Here is a 23190-nt window from a genome sequence, read left to right as displayed (position 1 = left end):
GTTTCTTTCAGATGGCAGCCGGGTGCTCAGATGACTCTGGCGCCACGATATGGCGTACCTGCTGCAGCCATTCAGACAAATCAGGCGTGCTTTGTTCGATTGTCCCTTTTCCGGCTACATCAAAGGTTACCGTAAGCGGACATCGGATTAGCGAGCCGGGTATCAGTGAAGCTATGTCCTCCATGACATGTCCCGGCCATCCGCCATTAGTGACAAAGGGAATCACGATCTTACCATGGAAATCATGCTCCGTCAGAAAGGTACGCATAGCCGGTGCCATAGTATACCACCAGGTAGGTGTCCCCAGTATCACCGTACCTATATCATCCCAATGGATATCTGCAGGCTGCAATGGCGGGCAATAAAGCCGGTTTACTTCTTCTTGTCCTGCAGCCACGATATTGTCATAGCTTCCCGTATAGGGACGGACTGTCTCAATGCGGATCAGCCGGCCGCCGGCCTGCTGCTGTATTCTGCGGGCAATGCTGTAGGTATTGCCATTGGCAAGAGAATAATAAATAATAGCTGTCTCTTTCATACGTTCTCCTTATTTCGTGTCATACATAGGAGACTGCATCCTGAGTCCATTCAGATACCGTCTGAGAGCAGACTGACATATATGTACGATTCTGGATTTTCAATAAATGATCGACTTTCTTCAAAGCCTGCTCTAAGTCTTCCATCTTCCGGATCAGTGTTTTCTGCGTCGCCAGTAATAAAATATGCTGCTGTTCCTTTCCTTCTTTGCCACTCTGTGTCAGTTCCAGATACTGCCGGATATCGGTCAGCGAAAGTCCGCTGGCTTTTAGATACATAATCTGCTCGATTTCTTTGATTTCTCTGCTGCTATATACGCGGTGCCCGCCGGCATCGCGGGGAACGTGGGCCAGCAATCCGATTTTTTCATAATACCGCAGGGTATCTTCCGAAAGATGTACCCGTTCTGCCATTTCCCGTATAAACATAGTATCCCCCTCATTTCTCAGACTTCATGATTCACATAAACTATCGTACACTTATTGCAGCCATCCTGTCGTTTCCAGCCACTTCTGGGCCGCCCCTTCGGCATCGGCCATATCGCTGTGATGAAGGGCAAAACCTTCTTTCACCGAAGCTCCCGGTTCCAGCTGCTGGATGAGCTGTATCGTATCGGAGAATCCGCTGCCACCGGATGTAACGACAGCATAAATATTTTTCCCTGACAGGTCCGTATCATGGAGGAAGGTCTGTACCGGTGCCGGCAGTGTACCCCACCAGTTCGGATAAATCAGTATCACCGTGTCATAGCCGCTCAAATCGGTCACGTGGGTTTTCAAGGCCGGCAATTCACTATTTTCTATTTCCTTTTTTCCCTGTGCCACCGTTTCATCATAACTTTCCGGATAGGGCTTTTCTGTCAGGATGGATACGGTATCCGCGCCGGTTTTTCCCGCCATATACATCGCAAGGACAGCGTTATTGCCAACGGCTTTCCCATCTCTGGCATTCAGGCTGGCCGATGCCATGACATCGTATTTATCTGAATGAATGGCTTTGGCGTCCGTATTTTCCGGATAGGTGAAATAGGCGATGAGGATTTTATGGGAATTTCCCATAGGATTGTGGATAACAGACGCTGACGTTTTCTGATTTTCCAGTTCCATGGTCTGCGCCGACGATCCTTCGGTTTTTCCTGTCACTGCCGGACCACAAGCGGTCAATGCCGCCATCATCGTAAGGCTGCATACTGCAATAATCAATTCTTTTTTCATAAGGCTCTGCTCCCTTCCTGACTCCTGACTATTTTCATTTCCTGCTTGTATTATATGGCTCCGGTTATGGTATGTAAAATGCTTATTATATTGAGTTAAGAAATGCCTTTCAGGCATTTCTAAAGTCAGATATACCAAACAGAGGCTGCGGCACCAGAACCGTAAAAGCTCATGGTACCGCAGCCTCAGCATTGGCTTGGTTATATTGAATTAGTTGTCCCTATCAGGACGTGCGTCTGACTTTGAACCAGGCAGCGTACATGGTCGGAAGGACTAAGAGGGTCAGGACCGTCGCTACGAACAGTCCGCTGGCGATGGCGACAGCCAGAGGGCCCCAGAAGACGCTGCGCATGAGGGGAATCATCCCCAGGATGGCCGCTGCCGCTATCAGCATGATGGGCCGGAAGCGCATGACCGCCGAGTCGATGATAGCGTGCCACGGGTCTTCCCCGGCTGCCATATGCTTCTGGATCTGGTCCAGGAGGATGATCGAGTTGCGGATAATCATTCCGCCCAGAGCCAGGATTCCCAGATAGGCCACGAATCCCAGGGATTTGCCAAAGAGGAGCATCCCCAGGGATACGCCGATAAGTCCCATAGGAGCCGTGACCAGTGCCAGTACCATCAGCGATGGGCTGCGGAGCTGGAACATGAGCAGTGTCATGATGATGATGATCATGACCGGCACGGGAACGAGCAGATAGTTCAGTGATTTCTGGCTGTTTTCCAGAGCACCATCTACTTCAACAGTATAGCCGAAAGGCATGTTTTCCCGGATATCGGCAATGGAATCGTAGGCCTTCTGGGTCGCGTCGTTCGCCGTCCCCGACTTGATGCCGCCATTGATGGTGATGGTCGGTTTCAGGTCCCGGCGCCAGATGAGGCCGTCTTCCCCTTCGTAGGAGATACGGGCAATCTGTTCCAGCGGCACATAGCCGGCCTGGCCGACGTAGACAGGGAGACTCTTGATCTTGGAAAGGTCATTGCGGTCGCTGTCCTGAAGGCGGAGCTGGATACCGATGGTCTTATCGCCGGCATAATACTGTGCCACCGTCGCACCGGACAATTCCGTATACAGGGTCTGGGCGATATTCTGGCCGGAAATCCCCATAGCCCGCAGTTTATTCTGGTCCAGTTCGACATGCATGACCTTATTTTTCTGATTCCAGTTGAGGAATACGTTTTCCGTATTGGGATCTTTGGCAATGCGGTCGGCAATCTGCTGGGCATAGGCTTTGACCTTGTCCGTATCATAACCGGATACGCGCAGCATGATGGGATAATCCGACGGCGGACCGAGAGGAACGTTCTTGACATTGCAGCGGACATTGGGGAACTTGTCCGCCATTTCCTGCTTGATTTCCTTCGTCAGGGCCTCCCGGGTTTGCGTGTCTTTTGCGACGACGACAAACTGGGCGTAATTATTGGCCGGCAATACCGGTTCAATCGTAAGGACAAACCGCGGGGCCCCTTCGCCGACATAGTAGGAATAATCCTTCAGCTGGGCCTGCTGCGTATCGAGATACTGGGCAAAGCGGGCTGCCTCATTCTGGGTCGCCTGCATGGAAGATCCTTCAGGGAGCGTCATTTCCACAATCAGTTCGGGACGCAGGGACGGCGGGAAAAATTCCTGGGGAATGAGTTTCATGAGACCCAGGGAGAGGACGAACAAGGCCGCCGTGCCGCCAATGACGATGATGCGATGAGTCAGGCACCATGTCAGGACCTTGCGGAAAAAGACGTAAAAGCGGCTCTGATACAGGGGTTCCGGCTTTTCGTCTTTACTGACTTTCGGTTTGATGAGATAGTAGCCAAAGAGGGGCGCTACCATGACCGATACGATCCACGACAAAACCAGCGATGCCGTGATGACGGGAAACAGGTCTTTGCAGAATTCCGATGCCGCCCCGTCGGCAAAGGCAACGGGAATGAATCCGGCACAGGTAATGAGGGTCCCTGTCAGCATGGGCTTGGCTGTCGCCTTGAAGGCATAACAGGCCGCATCAACACGGTTCATCCCCTTTTCCAGCTGGACGGTCATCATTTCTACGGCAATGATGGCATCATCGACGAGAAGGCCCAGGGCGATGATGAGCGAGCCAAGGGATACTTTATGCAGGTCAATGCCAAACACTTCCATCACGCAGAAAACGCCCGTAAGGACCAGGGGGATACAGAATGCGACGACCAGGCCCGTACGAAGGCCCAGACTGAGAAAGCTGACGACGAGGACGATGATAATGGCTTCCCGCAGAGTATTGATAAAGTCGCTGATGGATTCTTTGACTACCTGCGGCTGATCCGATACCTGATGGATTTCCATTCCTGCCGGCAGGTCAGACTTGACACTCTGCTGCAGTTTCTTCAGGTTTTCGCCGAGCTGCAGATTGTTGCCACCGCTCTTCATGGACAGGGCGATGCCGACGGCGGGTTTTCCGTTATAGAACATTTTGGGATCCGATGGCTCGGTGTATCTCCGTTCTACTGTCGCAATGTCGCCGAGGCGGAATACGCGGCCATTGGCATTGATGGGCAGGTTGCGGATGGCCTCTACATCTTCAAAGACACCGGACAGACGAAGATAAACATTATCCGACTTCGTATCGACCATACCGGCCGGTGTCATGGCATTCTGTCCTTTGACGGCATCGGCAATGGTTGTCGGCGCAATGCCCAGTTCAGCCAGTTTGGAATTGGCTACTTCGATATAGACTTTTTCCGTCTGTTCCCCTACGAGTTCTACCTTGCTGACATCATCGACGGACATCATCATGCGGCGGATCTTTTCGGCTTTCTGCCGCAGTTCTTCATAGGAATAACCATCGCCGGTAATGGCATAGATGGAGCCATAGACATCATCAAAGCGATCGTTATAATAGGGACCATACACACCGTCGGGCAGGTCTTTTTTCATATCTTCCGTCAGGTTCCGCACTTCATGCCACGTACTGCGGATACTATCCCTGGGAGCTTTGTCGTCCAGGTATACGTAAATGACCGACTGGCCGGGCCGGGAATAGCTTTTGATATAATCGAGGTTCGGTGTATCCTGCAGTTTCTTTTCGATTTTATCGGTCACCTGTTCCTGCATCTGCTCTGCCGTCGCGCCGGGCCAGGCTACGGAAACGACCATGGTCCGCACCGTATAGGTCGGGTCTTCCATACGGCCCAGTTTCATGTAGGAAAATATGCCGGCAATGGCAATGAGGATGATGAAATACCAGACGAGGACCCGGTTATGGATAGAAACTTCTGATAAATTTCTCATTTATCTTCCCCCTCTATCCGCACGGTTTCACCGGCACTGAGCATATGGACACCGGCTGTCACGACTTTTTCTCCCCGCATAAGGCCCGTGACCTGTACTGTATTATCGCCGAAATCCGTAATGGTCACGTCTTTGAGAGACAGGGTGTGATCACTGCCGACGACCCATACCCGGGGCGTATCACCGGTCTGATAGATGGCTGACAGAGGCAGGGTGAAGGAATCAGCGGCAGATGCTTCTTCGGTGCCGTTGGCTACAGTCGCCGTCATGCCGAGTTGCATTCCGTCGGGAGGATTGGGCAGGGAAATATCGACTTCATAGGTCCGGGACGCTGCATCCGCCATAGGCGAGACTTCACGGACGACGCCTGGCACAGTCTGGCCCTGCAGTGCCCAGAAGGATACAGATACGTTCCGGCCGACAGGAAAATCGGCCAGTTTGTTTTCCGGTACATTGACTTTGACTTCCAGGTCCCCCGAATGGACGAGGGTGACGACGGTCTGGCCAGCCGCCACGACCTGACCAACTTCGGCGGAAACAGCGGAAATGACGCCGTCGGCATCAGCCGTAAGCTGGGTGTAGGACAACTGGTTTTCCTGTGCCTGCCGGGCTGCCAGAGCCTGATTGTACTGGGCAGCGGCCTGATCGTACGCCGTCTGGTACTGGTCAAGTACGGAGGCGCTGATGGCGTCCATCTGATACAGCTGCTGATAGCGGGCGAGGTTCGACTGGGCCAGCTGCAGTTGAGCTGCCGCTGCGTCTACCTGGGCCTGGGTCTGATTGACGGCCTGGGTGATGTCCTTCGGATCGATCGTCATGAGGACATCCCCGGCACGGACCTGGGAGCCAAGCTGCACATTCCGCGCCGTAATCCGTCCTCCGGCCTGAAAGGACAGATTGCTCTGATAACGGCCCTTTACCGTACCGGAATAGGTTCCTGCCGTACTGCCAGCCCTGTCGCTGCCGGCCCGGATGACCTTGACCAGCTGGGCCTGTTCCGGCTGCTCCGTCTTCTGGCCGCATCCCGATACGAAAAGCGCCAGTACGACCATCAGGGTCAGTGCCATATAGGTTCCATTCCTCTTCATACGTTCATCTCCTTTACCGCACTCAGTGCCGGAATATCGGCATGGGCCGCGTTTTCGGCGACAGCATGCATAATGCACAGAGCCTTGTCCAGCTCCTCTGCATCAATACCCTGCACCAGCGCTTCTACCCACTTTTTCAAGAAATGTTCCATCCGTTCCTGTAAGGACCAGGCTTTCTGCGTCAGATAAATATATTTTACCCGCCGGTCCTGGTCACTTTGCCTGCGGCACAGGAACCCCTTCTCTTCCAATGTCTTGACACAGCGGGCAACCAGAGCCTTGTCCGCTTCGATTGCTTTGCATAACTCACTCTGCTGGCATCCGTTGCGCGTATACAGGCTCATGAGGAGGATGTGTTCGGAATAGGACAAATCCCAGGGACGGCAAATTTCCGTCACATAAGCCTGGGACCGCCGGTTTATGACACCAAAATCATGACCCGCTTTCAGATAATCCATACAGCATGACTTCCTTTCTGTTTTAGTTGATTTAATCAACTAATTGTCTATAGTATAGCAAATTACGAAGGGGAGCGCAATATACCTGCGGCTCCTTTGCCTGCAAAATTTCTATACAAACAGCCCCTGTCAGCCAGATGTCCATGTTCTCGCTGACAGGGGCCTGATTTCATATACTGCCCATGAGATGCTTCATCAGTCCTTCCGTCCCCGATGCCGCTTCGGGAAAGCGGCGCAGGTCGGTCTGCCCTTCCATATAGTCCAGGAAGGCACACATACTCTTTTCTATGTCACAGCGTGTTTCTTCTGAAATATTTTCCAGGACAGCCTGACGGTTTTCTTCATAGCGGTTTACAATAGCCAGCAGATGGGCAAAATCCCCCTCTTTCCCGCTCCATTTCCGGCAGTCTTCCAAAAGGTCCTGACAGGCCGTAGACAGGGATACGCCGGATGCTGCCCCCTGACGGATACGCCAGCTGTCCAGCACCGTCGAAAAAAAGGTAAACAATGTGATGATAGCAGTCCGTTCATAGCGCCGTACCAGCAGACTGGCCTTCGGGCTCTGTTTATGGCGGTGGCTGTCTGCTTTTTTACAAAAAAACTGATAATCTCTCCACAAATCTTCCGGCAGAGATTCTTTCAATATATCCATATCACCATTAGAAAAAATAGTGACGCCAAACTTGGTTTTCACGTCCATCACACTCCGGAAAACAAATTAAACGGGCCTGCCACACATAAGGCAGGCCCGCTTCATCATGCACCTATACAAACATTCCGCTATTTTTCAGGCAATTCGCTCGTACAATGCGGACACCGCGTCGCATCATCAGCAATAGGCTGACGGCAATACGGACACAGGCGGGGTTCTGCTGCCGGTTCCGGTTTTGGCAACAGACGGTTCAGCTGCCGGATGACAATAAAAATAGAAAATGCAATGATGAGGAATTCCAGTACCGTATTCAGGAAAGCCCCATAGGCAATGACGGGAATACCGGCAGCCTTCGCTTCGGCCAGACTCCCTACGTGCTGCGTACTGAGGGGAATAAAGAAATCAGAAAAATCAATGCCTCCCAGGAGAACGCCGATAGGTGGCATGATAATATTATTGACCAGTGACGTGACAATCTTGCCAAAGGCACCGCCGACTACGACGCCGACAGCCATATCCATGACATTGCCGCGCATGGCAAACTCTTTAAATTCCTTGATGAAACTCATTCCATCCACTCCTGTCCGTGTATTAGATAAGAAAATTACATAGAATCTGTCTCATCATATACTAAACTGTACTATTTTGCAACAAACTAAAACAACAAGATATAATTATTTTTTGTCACTGCTCAGTTTCAACAAATCCGGATTTTTTTGTGCCATTCGTTCGAGAATCTTGCCATAACCGCCGCTGCCATAATTCAGGCATCGCTTGATACGGCTGATGGTGGCCGTACTGGCCCCGGTCTTTTTGACGATATCCTCATAGATATCACCGGCTTTCAGCATCCGGGCTACTTCCAGCCGGGACGAAATGGCCTTCATTTCCTGTATAGTACACAAATCTTCAAAAAATTCATAACATTCATCGATAGACTGGAGTTCCAGGATTGCCTGGAAAAGCTGGTCATGAAGATGATCCCTTAATTTTTCATTGACAGCCATGATGACACCTCGCTTGCCGCTTTCATACTTTAGCATAGTAAATACTCTACCTTATTATAAAGCAGAACGGCCGCTCTGTCGATACCTCTCACATGGCAAATAAATCGAGTTGTTCATCTTCGGGCAGATCGTCCAGGCATCCTTCTGTCGTCATGGCGTCTACCAGGGACTTGGACACCTTCCCGCGGATCTTCAAATCTGCTTTGGACGTAAAGGGGCGTTCGTCGCGGGCCGCTACAATCTGTTCCGCAACATTGGCACCCAGTCCGTCGATAGCCGTGAATGGCGGCAGGATTTTCCCATCGCAGACAGTGAATTTCGTCGCCGCCGACCGCTTGATATCGACGTTCATGAAGGAATAGCCGCGGAGACTCATTTCCTTCGCCAGTTCCAGGGCCGAATACAGGTCCTGATCGATTTTGGATGCACTCTTACCCTGTGCCTTGATTTCCTTCATGACCTTTACCTGTGTATCGAGGCCATGGATCATGGCCGATAATTTAAAGGCCTTGGCACGGATTGTAAAGAATGCCGCATAATACGCCAGGGGATAATTGATTTTATACCAGGCAATGCGGAAAGCCATCATGACATAGGCAACAGCATGGGCCCGGGGGAACAGATAGCCGATTTTATGGCAGGAATCGATGAACCACTGGGGGATGTTCCCTGCTTTCAGTTCCCCTTCATAATCGGTCGTCTTCTGCCCGGCCTTATTCAGTTTGTCAATGCCCTTGCCTTTACGGACATTTTCCATGACCTTGAAACTCGTCTTTGGCTTGATACCATGCTGGATAAGATAGTTCATGATGTCATCACGGGTAGAGACGGCTTCTTTCAGGGGAACGACTTTGTCCCGGATCAGGTCCTGGGCATTGTTCAGCCATACGTCTGTCCCGTGGGAAAAACCGGAAATACGTACCAGTTCGGAGAACGTTTTCGGTTTCGTATCGACCAGCATCTGCCGGACGAAAGGCGTACCGAATTCAGGGATTCCCAGACTCCCGACCTGGGAACCCAGTTCTTCCGGCGTCAGTCCCAAGGCCTTCGTCGAGCTGAACAGGCTCATCGTTGCCGGATCGTCGAAGGGAATGGTCGTCGCCTTGATGCCCGTCAGATCTTCCAGCATGCGGATGACTGTCGGATCATCATGGCCGAGGATGTCCAGTTTGACCAGACGGCCTTCGATAGAATGGTAATCAAAGTGGGTCGTAATGATACCTGAATCCTTTTTGTTGGCTGGATACTGTACGGGCGTGAAATGGTGGACATCCATATCGCGTGGAATGACCATGACGCCGCCAGGATGCTGGCCCGTCGTATTCTTTACACCCGTGCAGCCGGCAACGAGGCTGTTGACATAGGCGTCATTGACTTTGATGCCGCGGGCATCAGCCCATTTCATGACGTACCCATAGGCCGTCTTATCCTGGACGACGCCGGTCGTGCCGGCACGGAATACATTGTCCTTACCAAAGAGTTCTTCTGTGTACTTGTGGGCTTTGGGATGGTATTCACCGGAAAAGTTCAAATCGATATCCGGTACTTTATCACCATCGAAGCCAAGGAATATGGCAAAGGGGATATTGTGGCCGTTCTTCTTCAGCTCAGCCCCGCATTTCGGGCATTTCTTGTCAGGAAGATCGAAGCCACCGCCGTATTCGCCATGGGTAAAAAATTCACTGTACTGGCATTGGGGGCACACATAATGAGGCGGCAGCGGATTGACCTCTGTAATATCCGACATGGTCGCGACAAAGGACGAGCCGACGGATCCACGGGATCCGACCAGATAGCCATCGTCATTGGAATGCTTTACCAGCTTGTGGGCAATGTAATACAAGACGCCGAACCCATGGCCCAGGATGGACGTAAATTCTTCGGTCAGGCGGTCTTCTACAATCTGGGGCAGGGGATCGCCATAAATCTGATGCGCCTTGTCATAGCACATCTTTTTCAGTGCTTCCGATGAACCGGCAATCTGCGGGAAATACAGTGTTTCTTTCGGCACTGGCCGGACGTCGTCGATCATGTCGTTGATCTTGTTGGGATTGGTGATGACTACTTCCCGTGCCCGGTCCTCTCCCAGATAGGAGAATTCCTTGAGCATTTCGTCGGTCGTCCGGAAGTACAGGTCTGGCTGGTACTGGGCATCTTTAAAGCCCTTGCCGGTCATAAGGATTTCCCGGTATATCTTATCTTCGGGATTGAGGAAATGGGCATCACAGGTAGCAACGGTCATCTTTCCCAGCTCATCGGCCAGGCGGATGATCGTACGGTTGATATTGCGCAGTCCCTCTTCATCTTGTACCAGACCTTCCCGCACGAGGAACTGGTTGTTCGTCAAGGGCTGGATTTCCAGATAATCATAATAGGAAGCTATTTTCAGCAGTTGTTCATAGGGCAGCTGTTTCTGCACCATGGAGCGGACCAATTCCCCCGCTTCACAGGCAGACCCCAGGATGAGCCCTTCCCGGTATTCGTTGAGCACCGCCCGGGGAATACGGGGCCGGCCACGGTAAATATATTTCAGATGGGAAATGCTGACCAGCTTGTATAAATTACGGATGCCGATCTGGTTTTTGGCCAGAATGACGATATGGTACGATTCATCTATTTTTGTATCGAAGAGATAGCCTTCCATCCCATAGATGACTTTGACGTTGTTCGTCTTATCCGTCGAAATTTCCTGCAGCAGCGGGAAAGACTGGACGACGCCGTGGTCCGTGACGGCAATAGCCGGATGATGCCATTTCTTGACCGTTTTAATCAGCTGTTTGACCGTGATCAGGGCATCCATATCGCTCATGACCGTATGCAGGTGCAGTTCCACCCGCGGCGTCGGGTTAGTATCTTCCCGTTCAACGGCCCCGCCTTTGGATGGCATGATGCTGTCTACGTTGAGTACGTAGTCGTTGAGATAATCACTGAATTTGACATCGCCGTGGACGCGGACCCACGTTCCTTCTTTCATATTGCCTTTCAGTGCGTCCAGTTCTTCCGCCGTAATCATATTGCGGCGGCGATACTTGCTGTTGCTGCTGCCCCCGATATCGAGGAATTTTTGTGCGGAAATGCCGTTGGTCTTGTCGGCCATCTGGAAGTTCAGGATGATGCGCTTCGTCTTCGTTTCCCGGAATTCCACTTTGACGAGCTTGCCCCGGAAGATGACATCGGGCCGTTCTTCACCCATGACATCGTTTATGGGCGTAACGTCGCCATCGACATATTTCCCCAGCCAGACGCGGCTGTCACTTTTTGTAGGGCTGCTGCCATTTCCTTTTTTGCTGCTATGGTTTGCCGTGCTGCTTTCTTTGCCATTCCCTGCCGCAGCCGCACAGGCTTTCTGATATTCCGGATCGTCCTTGAGCCAGTCTTCGTCGTCATTGACATCGTAAATATCTTCATGGGGGATGCTGTATCCGTCCATATCATCACAGCTGACCTGGGCCACACTGTTCCATTCCGCTTCGGTCTGACTGAGGGGTATATCCCCGCCGTGGCGTATGAACTCCACTTCGTTTTCCAGTGTCACGTCTCCCGGCAGCTGTAAGGCCTGGCAGACGGCCTGTTTCAACACGTCCGTATCGGTCACCGGCCAGTCCGATTTCGTACGGACATGCCAGCGGGGTCCCGGATCTTCTGCACAGATTTCATGGACCAGAACATTGTGACTGTCATCAATCGCTATGGAAAATTCCTTTTTGGGAACAATGTGCCAGATTTTCATATCCGTTCCTTTCTCTTACTTCTATTCATCATCGGCTGCCCCGCTGTCACTATCGCCACTGTCTCCCCCATCGTCGGTACCCGTATCGGGAGCTGCCGGTTCAGGTATTTTCGTCGGGTCATGCGGTGCGTTGATCATAGCATCCTGGGGCTGTTCCCCATCGAGATTGGTCGTCTGTACGACTTCTTCCGAGGAATCTCCCGGCGTGAGAATGATTTCTGAATTCGGGTCATAATGGGATACAATCGTATCGGTGTAATGATCCCCATCGGTATAATTGACGGTGCGGCGGATGGTAATGTCATGTCCGTCATACCCTTCCTGATCCCGCTTATCTTCTGTGACTTTGTCATCATGACGGCGGATGACACGATGAGGCAGTGTTTTCTGGGATACTGTCGTAAAGGTCACATTGCACGTATCGGCATGATTGCCCAGTATATAGACCGTTACCGAAGCATCTCCCATTTCCGTATAAATGTATACGGGCCGGGTGAACGGATTGGTAAAAGCAAAATCCAGAGAATCATCGGCTACGGTAGCGTCCATGCCTACAGGCACATAGCCTGCCGGTGCATAATGAGGAGAACGGCTGGCAATGATCATGCCAGCCCGGAGTGCCGCATTGAATAAGGTGGTACTGACCTGGCAGACGCCACCACCTGCGTCGAGTACGACTTTATTGTCAAAATAGACGGGTGCATCTTTATAGCCTTTTTCCCGTGTCCGCTTGCCTACAGTCTTATTAAAGGAGCAGTCCTTCCCGGCCGGCACGAGTGTGTCGTTCAGCGCATTCTGGGCTATGCGGATATTGGCATCGCGGTTATCATTTTTCCCGTCAAAATGAGTGGTGTAATAGGAAAGGACCGTATCGATACTCTTGAGGTCCTTTTCTTTGATCTGCGCTTCTTTACGGGCCGTGACGGGAACATCTACCGTATCGGTCTTACCATCGCCCAGTTCGTCCAGAACAGCCGACTGCAGGGCGTCTGAATCAATGGTAATCTGATTCCGCTCTTTCTCGATTCTTACGCCGCTGCCATCAGGCCTGGCATGGGCATTGCGCGGTTCCTGATCATACTGGTCGTGCATGTCACTGATATACGATGCCAGTTTCTCTTCATCGACGGCAATGGAAAGGGGAACATCCCTGCCAAAACGCAAAATGGAAATGACATCGGAGATACGCTTGACCGGAGAACCGGTACGGCCGACGAGGAACAGGGCATCGTTGATACGCTGCCGGTCAAAATGAGCATCGACTTTGCTGAGAGGCAATGTTTCATCGACATCATCGGCTGTAAGATGGACCGACTTTTTCTGCAGGTCTCCTTCACGCTGATCCAGATATTCCCGCACATCCTCTTCCGTCATTTCCGTAACCGGCTTCCCTTCAAGGGTCACCATGGCTGCGGCTTTGCTCTGGGCGGCAAAAAAGCTGCCCGAAGCGGCAATGCAGACGCCAATGACCACGGCAGCTATTTTTTTCAGCCGGTTGGGATGTTCTTTGATGCCGTGTTTCTCCCGGTAACGGCGGCGGTACTCTTTCATTCGTTCTTTACGTGCTTTTTCTTCGTCCTGCAATTTAAACCCTGCCTTTATTGCTGCAATACAAACAGATGAGCTGCTCCATATCCATGGACTGGGCCGTTCCTCTGCGTATATTGAGTTGTAATGTAAAAATCTGGAGGAGTAATTCGTCCAGCTCCTCTATTTTCCAATAAGATGCTGTTTTTTTCAAGTGGTATAGTGCATATTTTACCGGTTTCCCCTTATTGACTTTCGTCAGGACCTGTTCGCACTGCCCTTCCCTCATGCCCGCTGCCAGCAATTCTTTATAGGCCCGCAAAAGACGAAGCCGGGACAGCATATACCCCGTATTTTTCAGGAAGGCGTCCTGCCGGCCAAACAGGCTGGCCGCAAAAGGAATGGTGTGCCGGCCGTCACGGCGGAGGAAATACTCCATAAAGGTAAAGAGATTCTTTTCCATGGTGCCGGAAAATAACGTCGTCAGCTGGCTTGTTTCTATTTCTGCCGTTCCGTCAGGGAGCATGATACATAGTTTGTCCAGTTCGGAAAATACGTACTGCAGCGGAATCGCATCCCAGGTCTGGAACAGTCCCCGCAGATAGCGGTCGGCAGAAATGGAAAAACGTAATCCACGTTCCTTCATATAGGAATTGACATAGGACATGACGGTTTTATCCGTAACGGGCTGACATTCTGCCACATCGGCCAGCTTCTTCACTTCTTTGAAGAAAGCACATCCCGTATCGAGTTTGCTCTTTTCCTTGGGGAATTTAATGATGAACAGGAGTCCATTTCCTTCGGGGATAGCGGCCAGCTGCTCCAGGAACCACGATTCGTCCTTGGTGAGCCGGCTGCGCGACCGGCCGCCCCGTTTGATGGGAAGGTATGGGCAGTCATGCCAGATACAGACATTGGTACCACCAAAGAGCGACGACGACTGGAATGCTTCTACGACCTGGGACGGCACGGCATCTTTCCCAAACACGGAGAGTGCCGGATCTTCACCGGCCTGTTTGCGGAATGCTTCCACAAACGACTGCTCTTCCCTATGCATTAAATAGGTTTCACTGCCATATATGATTTTTACCTGTTTCAAACCATTCACCACCTGGGGACTGTACAGTCCAGTTACCCTTGCGCCAGGAAAGAATAACGGCTCCGTCTTCTTCGGGCGTCACACAGGGTATATCGTAAAGCGCTGCCGTCTCCCGCCACCGCTTCCACAAGACATCCCCGCGGCCACCGCGGTGCAGGATCAGGAAGGGAGCGTCGTGGGGAAATGCAGTCCGTCCCGCCTGACGCAGCGACTGGATTTCAAACACGGCTCCTGACGGAAACTGCCGTGGCAGGGCCGTTCCATACAGATAGTACGGAACGGCTGTCTGTGTCAGTTCTATGCCGCCGGCCTCTTCCTGCTCCGTCACGATGTCGAGACTGCCAATGGAAAAATCCTGCATAAGCTGTGCCGCTGCCGGGCCGGCATCACCGCTGACCCGGACCTTGTCCAGATGAAATATACCAGAATGGCGGAGAGCCGGCGTGAGAGCGCAGGCTATTTGTCCCTCATGGGACCACTGGCTTTTATTATACCACAGGCAGGCCGAAGTATCATCATAGACAACGCAGGTTGCCCGGTCATTTCCCATATCATAACTGTAAACAGTAATTTCCGGACGGGTATATCCGGCATAGAGCGTGGGTACAAGGAACAGGATAGCGGCCCATCGCAGCAGGACTTTCCTGTATCGCGGCAGGAAAAACAGAGCTGTCAGTGCGAGATAATAGGCGGCTGCCGTATATACCGGCCAGGCCCCCTGCCAGAACCGGCTGTACGGCAGGGATGCAATAAAATAATTGCCCTTGACCGCCATACAGAGTAACGGCTGTATCAGGAAAAGCAGCAGCTGTCCCAGTGGCAATACGACCATCCCCAGTAGAGACGCCGCGAGTCCCAGCAGGATGACACCATCCAGGACGGGAGCTATCAGCAGATTCGCCAGCAGGGAATAAACAGGCAGGGATGAAAAGTAATACAGCAACAAAGGAATCAGCAACAGCTGGGCACAGATACAGACGCTGACACCGGATCGTAAAAACGCCGGCAGGACGGATAGCCATCTTTCCACAGGGCGCTGAAGCAGCACGATACCGGCCGCGGCGCCGCAGGATAACTGAAAGGACAGGTCAAACAGCAGATAGGGACTATATAACAGCATGGCTATGGCTGCCAGAGCCAGGGCGTGGCAGGCCGTGTACTGTCGCCGGGCCGTCAGACTGTACGCTGATATGAGGCCCATGAGAGACGAGCGGATGACCGGCGCCGTTCCCTCTGCCAGCGCGCCATACAGGATGACGACGACGGCGGAAAGGATAAACAGCGGCCGTTCCCTCAGAGATGCCATCCTGCCCAGAATCTGTACCGCCGCCAGTAACAAAGACATGTGCGATCCCGATACGGACAGGATATGGATCAGACCGGTAATGCTGAAGCTTTCCAGCAGCTCCGGAGGCAGCTCACCATAATGACCGCCAAAAAGCAGACTGCTCAGGATATAGGCGTAGTCCCTGTCGAGGACGGTTCTGTACATTCTGGTCAGATACTGTCTCAGGCGCCACAACTGACAAGCTATGCCCTGGCCGGGCTCCAGCACCTGTATCTCTGTATCGGGCACGATATAGCTTTTCAGGAAAATGGATTGTTCCCTGTCCCTGTGCCGGGCATCATACAGTCCCGGGTTCTGGTAGTACGACAGGTCTTTCATATCCAGCCAGAGTCCGAGGCGCTCCGATGGTGGATGGGTGGGACTGGCCGGAAGAGTGACGTATATCTTCCCCTTTCCCCTGTGCCGCGCCGGGTCATCGGGAAAAGCAAACTGGTCCATGGTCAGGATATAGCGGCTCATCTTCCCCTGTTCCGTTTCATAGGAATTTTTCTTTTCTTTCACCGTCCCTTCTACGTATACTTCCATTCCCGCCAGATACGACGGCAGCGATTCATACTGCCTGTTTTCCCATGCCAGGCGGAAGAGACCCAAAGAAAACATCATGCACAGAAATAGAACCAGGACACTGCGGAACCGGCGCCGCCCTATCCACATGGCGGGCAGGCAGAAACCCACTCCGGCAAGACCGGCACCGGCAGGAACAGGCAGAATATCCGCTGCAATAATGCCGGAAGCTAAGGCTATGGCGGCAAAAAGACTGATGTACGTCATACGGTCACCTTATCCTTCAACTTTTCAAACTTGGCAGTACCGATGCCTTTGACCTGCTGCAGCTGCTCACAATCGGTAAACCCGCCATGTTTGTCTCTGTACTCGATGATATGCCGGGCCATGGCAGGACCGATGCCGGGAAGTTCGGTCAATTTCGTTTCGTCTGCATCGTTAATATTGATTTTTCCGTCGCTCTCTGACGCAGCAGGCACGCCATCCAGATTATAGGGCAGGTGGATCTGCATGCCGTCTTCGATACGGGCCGCATAGTTCACAGCCGATGCTTCGGCATAGGGAAGAGCATCGCCGGCGGCATGGACGGCATCGCCGATGGTAACGACATCGGGAAAGGAGTACAATCCCGGCTTTCTGACTGCACCGGTAATATATACCATATACTCCGGCTGTTCCACTTCTGCCACGACAGGGGCCTCCGGTACAGGCGATACATGAGTCAGCCCTTCACTCCACATAAACCAGCCTGCTAAACAGGCACAACCAATCAGCAAAAACATTTTTTTCATTTTCTCTCCTCCTTACGTTATGTGTTATCAAACAGGATTGAGTTTTCTTTTCATATACAAAAAAACAGCCTCCGATACACACATGTATCAAAAGCTGTTTCCTTAAAGGACTAAACGTTTCTTACCAATTTCCCCGCTTCTTCCAGAAGCTGATGTGCAGCATGGCCAGCACCGTGAACAATTCCAGACGCCCCAGGAGCATGGAGATGCACAAAATGGTCTTGGCAAAATCGGACAGTCCGGCATAGGTGCAGGTTGCGCCGGTAATGCCAAAGGACGGGCCAATGCATCCCATAGTCGTGACACTGATCCCGATGGCATCAAAAATGCCGATTCCATCAAAAGTCAGAAGCAATGCCCAGAAAGCGATGAACACCAGGTACAAAAAGAAAAACTGATTGACCCGGATAATCGTATCCTGGCCGATAAGGCGGCCATTCATCTCCACGTCCATGACCATCCGTGGATGAAGTTTTTCCCGGACAGCCGCTACGAGGGAACGGCAGAGGATGACGACACGGGAAATTTTGATTCCCGCCGCCGTAGAGCCGCTGCAACCACCGCTGATCATCAAAAGCAACAGGATTCCCTTGGAAAAAGATGGCCACTGGTCATAGTCAGCCGAAACAAATCCTGTCGTAGCAATGGAAGCCGCCTGGAAGGAGGCATAGCGCAGTGCCGTAAAGATATCGGCATCAAAGGCATGGATCAAATCGGCGGCAATACATACGGTCGCCAGAAACAGGATGAGCAGGTAGGCCTTGAATTCCGTGTTTTTCTTCAGGGCATGGAATCCCTTGCGGTATAACTGATAGTACAAGCCAAAATTGCCGCCGGCCAGAATCATGAAGAAGGTCATCCACCCTTCAACGGCAGCACTGTCAAAATGGGCCGCACTATCATTAAACGTAGAAAATCCGCCGGCTGAGATGGTAGACATGGCATGATTGAGGGCACTGAAGAAATCCATGCCGCAGAGCATAAAAATAACGAAGGCAATGGCCGTAAAGGTCATATAGATACGGAACAAAACGCCCGTCATATCCCTGAGGCGCGGCAGCAGGCGGTCCGTCGCCGGCCCGGCCGATTCGGCATTATGGAGATAGAGTGTATTCTGCCCGGCTGCCGGCAGGAGGGCAATGAAAATGACGACGATGCCCAGCCCTCCCAGCCAGTGGGTCATGCTGCGCCAGAACAAAATACTGAAAGGCAGGCTTTCTATATCTTCTATGACCGTAGCCCCTGTACCGGTAAAGCCGGAAATGCTTTCAAACACACCGTCGATCAGATTCAGGTACCCGCCAGCCACATAGGGAATCATCCCCAGGAAGGTGGCTAAAAGCCAGCCAAGGCCCGTAATGGCAATCCCCTCCCGGATGGTAAGGTGCTTGGTCCGCACCCTTCCGTAACGCAGCAGCAGAATCCCGCAGGCAATCATGATACCAATGGCCAGGATAAAAGACCCTGTACACTCATCACCAAATCCCAGTGCCAGGAACAGGGGCACACAGGTAACGCAGGCTTCGGCTAACGATATTCTCCCTAAAAAACGGCAGACGACACGTAAATCCATAACAACACCTTTTTTACTTCTATTCTGCTCTACCAGTTGCTATGCCGCCAGAAGGAAGGCATGAGCAATGCCAGGACGGGAAACATTTCCAGTCGTCCCATGAGCATAGAAATACATACGATGACTTTACTGAAAACAGGCAGCTCCGCATAGGTGCAGGTCGGCCCGACTGTACCAAAAGCCGGGCCACAACTTCCCATCGTGGAAACGCTGAGGCCGATGGCGTCCAGAGTCGGCACGCCATCCCCGATAAACAGGACCGTCCATAAAATATCGAGTATGACATAGGCTACGAAAAAACGGGCTACCCCATATAGGATTTCTTCATTATAGTCTTCCCCATTGGAATGGACCTGCACGACACTACGGGGAGACAGTTTCTGCTGTACCACAGAGCGCATGGTCTTCATGAGCAGCATGAGCCGCGTCACTTTGAGACCGCCGGCGGTCGAACCGGCACAACCGCCGCAGAACATGAGAAACAACAGGATTCCCTTGGAAAAGGAAGGCCACTGATCAAAATCCGCTGAAACGAAGCCTGTCGATGAGGAAATAGACGCAGCCTGAAAGAATGTCTCACGTACGGCCTCCAGCGGATCATACGATGCTCCATAGGTCAGATTGAGACTCATCAGGGCCGAGGCTCCCAGGACCAGTGCCACATACAGGCGGAATTCCGTATCTCTGAAAATGACCCCGATTCCTTTCCGCCAGGCCGCTACGTAAATGGAAAAATTGGCACTGGAAAGAATCATAAACAGCGCGAGGACTCCTTCTATGAGAGGGCTGTTAAAATGGGCCACACTGTCATTATAGGGGGAAAAACCACCGGTGGCAATCGTCGAAAACGCATGTTCCAGAGCGGTCAGGAAATCAAGGCCGCAGGCCATAAGCGCCACCGTCGCTGCCGTAGTCAGGACGACGTATACCGTAAACAGTGCCTTTGCCATCTGACGCACCCGGGGCAGCATGCGGTCCGATGTGGGTCCCGTACTTTCGGCATCCATCATGTGCACGATGCCATGACCGAACTGGGGGAACAGGGCAATGAAAATAACGATGATGCCCAGGCCTCCCAGCCAGTGAGTCAGGCTGCGCCAGACTAACAGGCTTTGTGGCAGTACTTCTATATCGGTAATGACCGTAGCCCCCGTGCCGGAAAGACCGGAAATACATTCCAGTATGCCGTCCAGGATATTCAGATAGCCACCGAATACATAGGGCAGCATACCCAGAAAAGTCACGAGGATCCAGCTGAGGCTGGTTATGGCAATTCCCTCCCGGACGCTCAAATCTTCAATGGCCCCTTTCCGGCTGCGCTGCATTCCCATGCCGACGGCAAAACTGACAAGAGCCGCCCCGGCCAGTGCCAGAAGGCCGTCATCCTGACAGACGATGGATACGACGGCATTCAGAGTCAGTACCATCCCCAGTGCCATTGAAATACGTCCTAAAACATACAGGATAATGCGTATATCCATGATTTGTACACTTCTCTTTTCTGATTGGAAATTACCATTTGCTGTGGAACCGGGCTGCTATGGTCTGCAGCACAATGAGAAAGGAAAAAATTTCTATACGTCCCAGAATCATCACAAAGGAACAATATAATTTAGTCCACACCGGAAGCGCAGCATAGGAAGTCAGGCCATAGAGTTCTGCTGTCGATCCCACACTGGAGAGACACCCGGCAGCCACGCCCATGGCCTGCAGCAGCGGAATGCCTGACAGTGAAATAACCAGCATGGAAAAGAAGAATGCTCCTATGTACAGGAAGAAAAAGCTCAGGACCCGGCTGATGATTTTCATGGAAACAGGAACACCGTCTATTTTCAGGCTGACAACCATCTGAGGATGGAGTGTGCGCCGCATTTCCCTTGCTGCCATGCGGAACAGGACGATGATGCGCATGATGCGAAGTCCTCCTGTAGCCGATCCGATACAACCGCCGGCAAACACGAGAAGAAACAGGACGTAGCGGTCAAATCCGGGCCAGAGAGAAAGCTGTGCGGAAGCAAACCCGGTCGTACTCAGGAAAGAAACTACAGCAAAGGTACCATAGCGCAGGCTTTGCCAGATATCGTAGACGCCGCTATGCCAGAGGTGGAATACAATCATCACACTGACCGCACCCAGAATGGCCAGGAAGGTCCGCAATTCCGTATCAGAAAAGATAGAACGCAGTTCCCGCCGGGACACGGCTCTCCAGATGAGAAGAAAGTTGCAACTGGCCAGAATCATCGATATCATGGCCGCTACTTCCAGAAACAGATTGTCGTAACCGGCAAAATCGAGGGACGCCGTACCACCGCTCGTCGAAGCCGTGGTCATAGCCTGATTGACAGCTTCGAACACATTTAATCCGGCTGCAATATATAAGGCAGCCGAAATCAGGGTAATCCCAACATATATTTTTCCTGTCTGCAGTGCCGCATTGTGCATGCGGCTGACCATCGGACTGAAGGCAATACTCTGATGGGCCGACAAGGTCACTCCAAAACAGCCGCTGACCTGGGGCACGACCGTAACCAGCATGATGATAAAATTCAGTCCGCCCATCCATTCCATCAGGCTGTGCCAGAACAAAAGGGAACTGGCCTCTGCCTGTCCCGGGGCCAGACAGGAAACACCTGTCGTCGTATACGCGGAGATACTTTCAAAAAACGCATCGGCCGGCGTAAGGATGCCCGTCAGCACATACGGCATCATGCCAATCAGTCCCAGCAGGAACCAGACAGACACTAAATACCATGCGCCTTCTGCTACACCGAGCTGTTTCTTATGCTGTTTCCCTGCGTTCTGCAGCAGCAGTCCCAGCACCAGTGTCACCGCCATCGGTATGGCAAAGGCCTGTACCGTATCTTCTCCCCAGTACAGAGCACAACAGAGAGGCAGTCCCAGGACGACTGCATTCAATAAGGCTATCCGTCCCAGAAGAAACAGATAGAGCCGCATATTCATACTCAGTCCCTGCCTTTAAAATATTTCATGACTTTTTTGGAATGTTCCGTCTGAATGAACAGAATCGTCCTGTCACCGGCCTGCAAAACCGAACTGCCATCTGGTATATGAGCCTGTCCGTCACGGACATAGGCGCAGACCAGACACTCCCGTGGCAACCGGACATCCATCAGGCGCTGTCCTGCTACAGGCGCGCCTTCCTGTACGATGACTTCTACGGCTTCCGCCTTGGCCCCTTCGAGAAGAGAAACGGACACGACGCCGCCACGGCGGGCAAAAGCCAGTACTTCACTGGCTGACAGCAGGCGGGAAGAAAGGACGATATCGACGCCCACTTTCTGCATGAGATCGACGTATTCGATGCGGGCCACGCGGACAATAGTCTTTTTGGCACCAAAATGCTTGGCAATGAGAGCCAGCATGAGATTCAATTTATCATCATCAGTCACACAGATAACAGCATCGGCATCGGCGACCCCTTCCTGAACGAGGAGGTCGATATCCGTACCGTCGCCGCATATGGCAATCCCCTCACTCAGCTTATCGGCCACCATGCGGCACCGTTCGCGGTCCTGCTCAATGACTTTTACCTTGACGCCCTGCTTATCCATCATAGGAGCCAGGAAACGCCCTGTCCGGCCGGCACCGATAATCATGACCCGTTCCACTTTTTTCGTGCCACTGGGAACAAAATTCTCACTGAATTTTTCAATAGCCTTGGGATCACCGATAAAATACGCATTATCGTGAGGCAGGAGGCAATCATCGCCATGAGGTATGATCATGCGGTGATCGCGGAAAATCATCCCTGCCAGGATGGACTTGGGCATGTGCAGGTCTTTCAGAGGTACATTGGCCAGATGGGAATGGCGGCGGACCTTCGTTTCAAACAGCCGGACCTTGCCATTGGCAAAATCTTCGACATCGAGAGCCGCCGGCATCATGAGGATGCGGTCGATTTCACGGGCCGTGATCATTTCCGGATTGAGCATGAGGTCAATATCAAAATTTTCCTTCAGATAATCCTGGGCTTCCGACATGAACTGCATATCCCGGATACGCGCCGCCGTATAGCGTATGCCATGTTTCTTGGCAAGGATGCAGGAAACCATATTGACTTCATCAATAGCCGTCACAGCGACGAGAATGTCGGAATTACGGATATCGGGATCGTTCATGGTGATAGGACTGGCACCATTGGCCAGAATAGTCAGTACATCGAGATTGTTTTTGACAGCCTCCAGCCGTTCTTCATTCTGATCGACGACGACGACGTCATATTGTTCATTAGATAACAGCTCGGCAATACTGTACCCCAGCTTACCGGCTCCGATTACTACAATACGCAAGATATGTCCCTCCCTTGATATCTGTATAGTATAGCATACCTCTGTAAATAAAGACAGCTTTCCCGCTTCATCTATCTTTTTCTC

18 protein-coding genes are annotated in these 23190 nt (G+C 52.1%); all 18 read right to left on the bottom strand.

Annotated features, from left to right (window positions below; genetic code table 11):
- Positions 1-7 precede the first annotated feature (7 nt).
- On the bottom strand, positions 8-538 hold the full coding sequence (locus DW949_RS02765; RefSeq protein WP_118021760.1) for a flavodoxin: 531 nt from the start codon (positions 536-538) through the stop codon (positions 8-10).
- A 19-nt stretch (positions 539-557) separates the two neighbouring features.
- Positions 558-965, bottom strand: coding sequence for a MerR family transcriptional regulator (locus DW949_RS02760; protein WP_118021759.1), 408 nt, complete (start codon positions 963-965; stop codon positions 558-560).
- Positions 966-1016: 51 nt separating this feature from the next.
- Entirely contained in the window at positions 1017-1751 is a 735-nt protein-coding gene (locus tag DW949_RS02755) for a flavodoxin (protein ID WP_158570621.1), read from the bottom strand.
- Between the two features lie 223 nt (positions 1752-1974).
- Positions 1975-5019 (bottom strand): efflux RND transporter permease subunit, encoded by a 3045-nt coding sequence (locus DW949_RS02750; protein WP_118021757.1) that lies wholly within the window; start codon positions 5017-5019, stop codon positions 1975-1977.
- Positions 5016-6107: an efflux RND transporter periplasmic adaptor subunit gene (locus DW949_RS02745; protein WP_118021756.1), complete on the bottom strand. Its 1092-nt coding sequence runs from the start codon at positions 6105-6107 to the stop codon at positions 5016-5018. Before DW949_RS02745 ends, DW949_RS02750 begins: the two co-directional genes overlap by 4 nt.
- Entirely contained in the window at positions 6104-6565 is a 462-nt protein-coding gene (locus DW949_RS02740; protein WP_118021755.1) for a MarR family winged helix-turn-helix transcriptional regulator, read from the bottom strand. The genes DW949_RS02745 and DW949_RS02740 overlap by 4 nt, the downstream gene beginning before the upstream one ends.
- Positions 6566-6734: 169 nt before the next feature.
- Positions 6735-7259, bottom strand: a complete 525-nt coding sequence (locus DW949_RS02735; RefSeq protein ID WP_147349044.1) for a hypothetical protein — start codon at positions 7257-7259, stop codon at positions 6735-6737.
- Positions 7260-7345: 86 nt separating this feature from the next.
- The gene (mscL, locus tag DW949_RS02730; protein ID WP_118021753.1) at positions 7346-7786 is read right to left on the bottom strand and encodes a large conductance mechanosensitive channel protein MscL; all 441 of its coding nucleotides are present in this window, start codon (positions 7784-7786) and stop codon (positions 7346-7348) included.
- Between the two features lie 105 nt (positions 7787-7891).
- The gene (locus DW949_RS02725) at positions 7892-8224 is read right to left on the bottom strand and encodes a YerC/YecD family TrpR-related protein (protein WP_118021896.1); all 333 of its coding nucleotides are present in this window, start codon (positions 8222-8224) and stop codon (positions 7892-7894) included.
- An 88-nt stretch (positions 8225-8312) separates the two neighbouring features.
- Positions 8313-11954, bottom strand: coding sequence for a PolC-type DNA polymerase III (locus DW949_RS02720; RefSeq protein ID WP_118021752.1), 3642 nt, complete (start codon positions 11952-11954; stop codon positions 8313-8315).
- Positions 11955-11975: 21 nt separating this feature from the next.
- Positions 11976-13538: a VanW family protein gene (locus DW949_RS02715; protein WP_233539467.1), complete on the bottom strand. Its 1563-nt coding sequence runs from the start codon at positions 13536-13538 to the stop codon at positions 11976-11978.
- A gap of 1 nt (position 13539) precedes the next feature.
- The gene (gene holA / locus DW949_RS02710; RefSeq protein WP_370448705.1) at positions 13540-14580 is read right to left on the bottom strand and encodes a DNA polymerase III subunit delta; all 1041 of its coding nucleotides are present in this window, start codon (positions 14578-14580) and stop codon (positions 13540-13542) included.
- Positions 14549-16699 (bottom strand): ComEC/Rec2 family competence protein, encoded by a 2151-nt coding sequence (locus DW949_RS02705; protein ID WP_118021750.1) that lies wholly within the window; start codon positions 16697-16699, stop codon positions 14549-14551. Before DW949_RS02705 ends, holA begins: the two co-directional genes overlap by 32 nt.
- Positions 16696-17223 carry a helix-hairpin-helix domain-containing protein gene (locus DW949_RS02700; RefSeq protein WP_118021749.1) on the bottom strand — a complete coding sequence of 176 codons (528 nt, stop codon included), beginning with the start codon at positions 17221-17223 and terminating at the stop codon, positions 16696-16698. The genes DW949_RS02705 and DW949_RS02700 overlap by 4 nt, the downstream gene beginning before the upstream one ends.
- 121 nt (positions 17224-17344) lie before the next feature.
- A complete protein-coding gene (locus tag DW949_RS02695) occupies positions 17345-18796 on the bottom strand; it encodes a TrkH family potassium uptake protein (RefSeq protein ID WP_118021748.1) in 1452 nt (483 codons plus the stop codon).
- 29 nt (positions 18797-18825) lie between these two features.
- The gene (locus DW949_RS02690; RefSeq protein WP_118021747.1) at positions 18826-20277 is read right to left on the bottom strand and encodes a TrkH family potassium uptake protein; all 1452 of its coding nucleotides are present in this window, start codon (positions 20275-20277) and stop codon (positions 18826-18828) included.
- Positions 20278-20308: 31 nt separating this feature from the next.
- Positions 20309-21757: a TrkH family potassium uptake protein gene (locus DW949_RS02685; protein ID WP_118021746.1), complete on the bottom strand. Its 1449-nt coding sequence runs from the start codon at positions 21755-21757 to the stop codon at positions 20309-20311.
- A gap of 2 nt (positions 21758-21759) precedes the next feature.
- Positions 21760-23106: a Trk system potassium transporter TrkA gene (gene trkA, locus DW949_RS02680; RefSeq protein ID WP_118021745.1), complete on the bottom strand. Its 1347-nt coding sequence runs from the start codon at positions 23104-23106 to the stop codon at positions 21760-21762.
- Between the last annotated feature and the right edge of the window lie 84 nt (positions 23107-23190).

Origin of the sequence: Megasphaera sp. AM44-1BH (assembly GCF_003467125.1) — a bacterium.
Taxonomy (GTDB): domain Bacteria; phylum Bacillota; class Negativicutes; order Veillonellales; family Megasphaeraceae; genus Megasphaera.
Note: the sequence above shows the minus strand (reverse complement) of the source record. Positions and strands in the feature narration are given on the sequence as shown.

Excerpts from the sequence above, each read along its gene's own strand:
- DW949_RS02765 (WP_118021760.1), bottom strand. The coding sequence starts at position 538 with ATGAAAGAGACAGCTATTATTTATTATTCTCTTGCCAATGGCAATACC.
- DW949_RS02760 (WP_118021759.1), bottom strand. The coding sequence starts at position 965 with ATGTTTATACGGGAAATGGCAGAACGGGTACATCTTTCGGAAGATACC.
- DW949_RS02755 (WP_158570621.1), bottom strand. The coding sequence starts at position 1,751 with ATGAAAAAAGAATTGATTATTGCAGTATGCAGCCTTACGATGATGGCG.
- DW949_RS02750 (WP_118021757.1), bottom strand. The coding sequence starts at position 5,019 with ATGAGAAATTTATCAGAAGTTTCTATCCATAACCGGGTCCTCGTCTGG.
- DW949_RS02745 (WP_118021756.1), bottom strand. The coding sequence starts at position 6,107 with ATGAAGAGGAATGGAACCTATATGGCACTGACCCTGATGGTCGTACTG.
- DW949_RS02740 (WP_118021755.1), bottom strand. The coding sequence starts at position 6,565 with ATGGATTATCTGAAAGCGGGTCATGATTTTGGTGTCATAAACCGGCGG.
- mscL (WP_118021753.1), bottom strand. The coding sequence starts at position 7,786 with ATGAGTTTCATCAAGGAATTTAAAGAGTTTGCCATGCGCGGCAATGTC.
- DW949_RS02725 (WP_118021896.1), bottom strand. The coding sequence starts at position 8,224 with ATGGCTGTCAATGAAAAATTAAGGGATCATCTTCATGACCAGCTTTTC.
- DW949_RS02720 (WP_118021752.1), bottom strand. The coding sequence starts at position 11,954 with ATGAAAATCTGGCACATTGTTCCCAAAAAGGAATTTTCCATAGCGATT.
- DW949_RS02705 (WP_118021750.1), bottom strand. The coding sequence starts at position 16,699 with ATGACGTACATCAGTCTTTTTGCCGCCATAGCCTTAGCTTCCGGCATT.
- DW949_RS02700 (WP_118021749.1), bottom strand. The coding sequence starts at position 17,223 with ATGAAAAAAATGTTTTTGCTGATTGGTTGTGCCTGTTTAGCAGGCTGG.
- DW949_RS02695 (WP_118021748.1), bottom strand. The coding sequence starts at position 18,796 with ATGGATTTACGTGTCGTCTGCCGTTTTTTAGGGAGAATATCGTTAGCC.
- DW949_RS02690 (WP_118021747.1), bottom strand. The coding sequence starts at position 20,277 with ATGGATATACGCATTATCCTGTATGTTTTAGGACGTATTTCAATGGCA.
- DW949_RS02685 (WP_118021746.1), bottom strand. The coding sequence starts at position 21,757 with ATGAATATGCGGCTCTATCTGTTTCTTCTGGGACGGATAGCCTTATTG.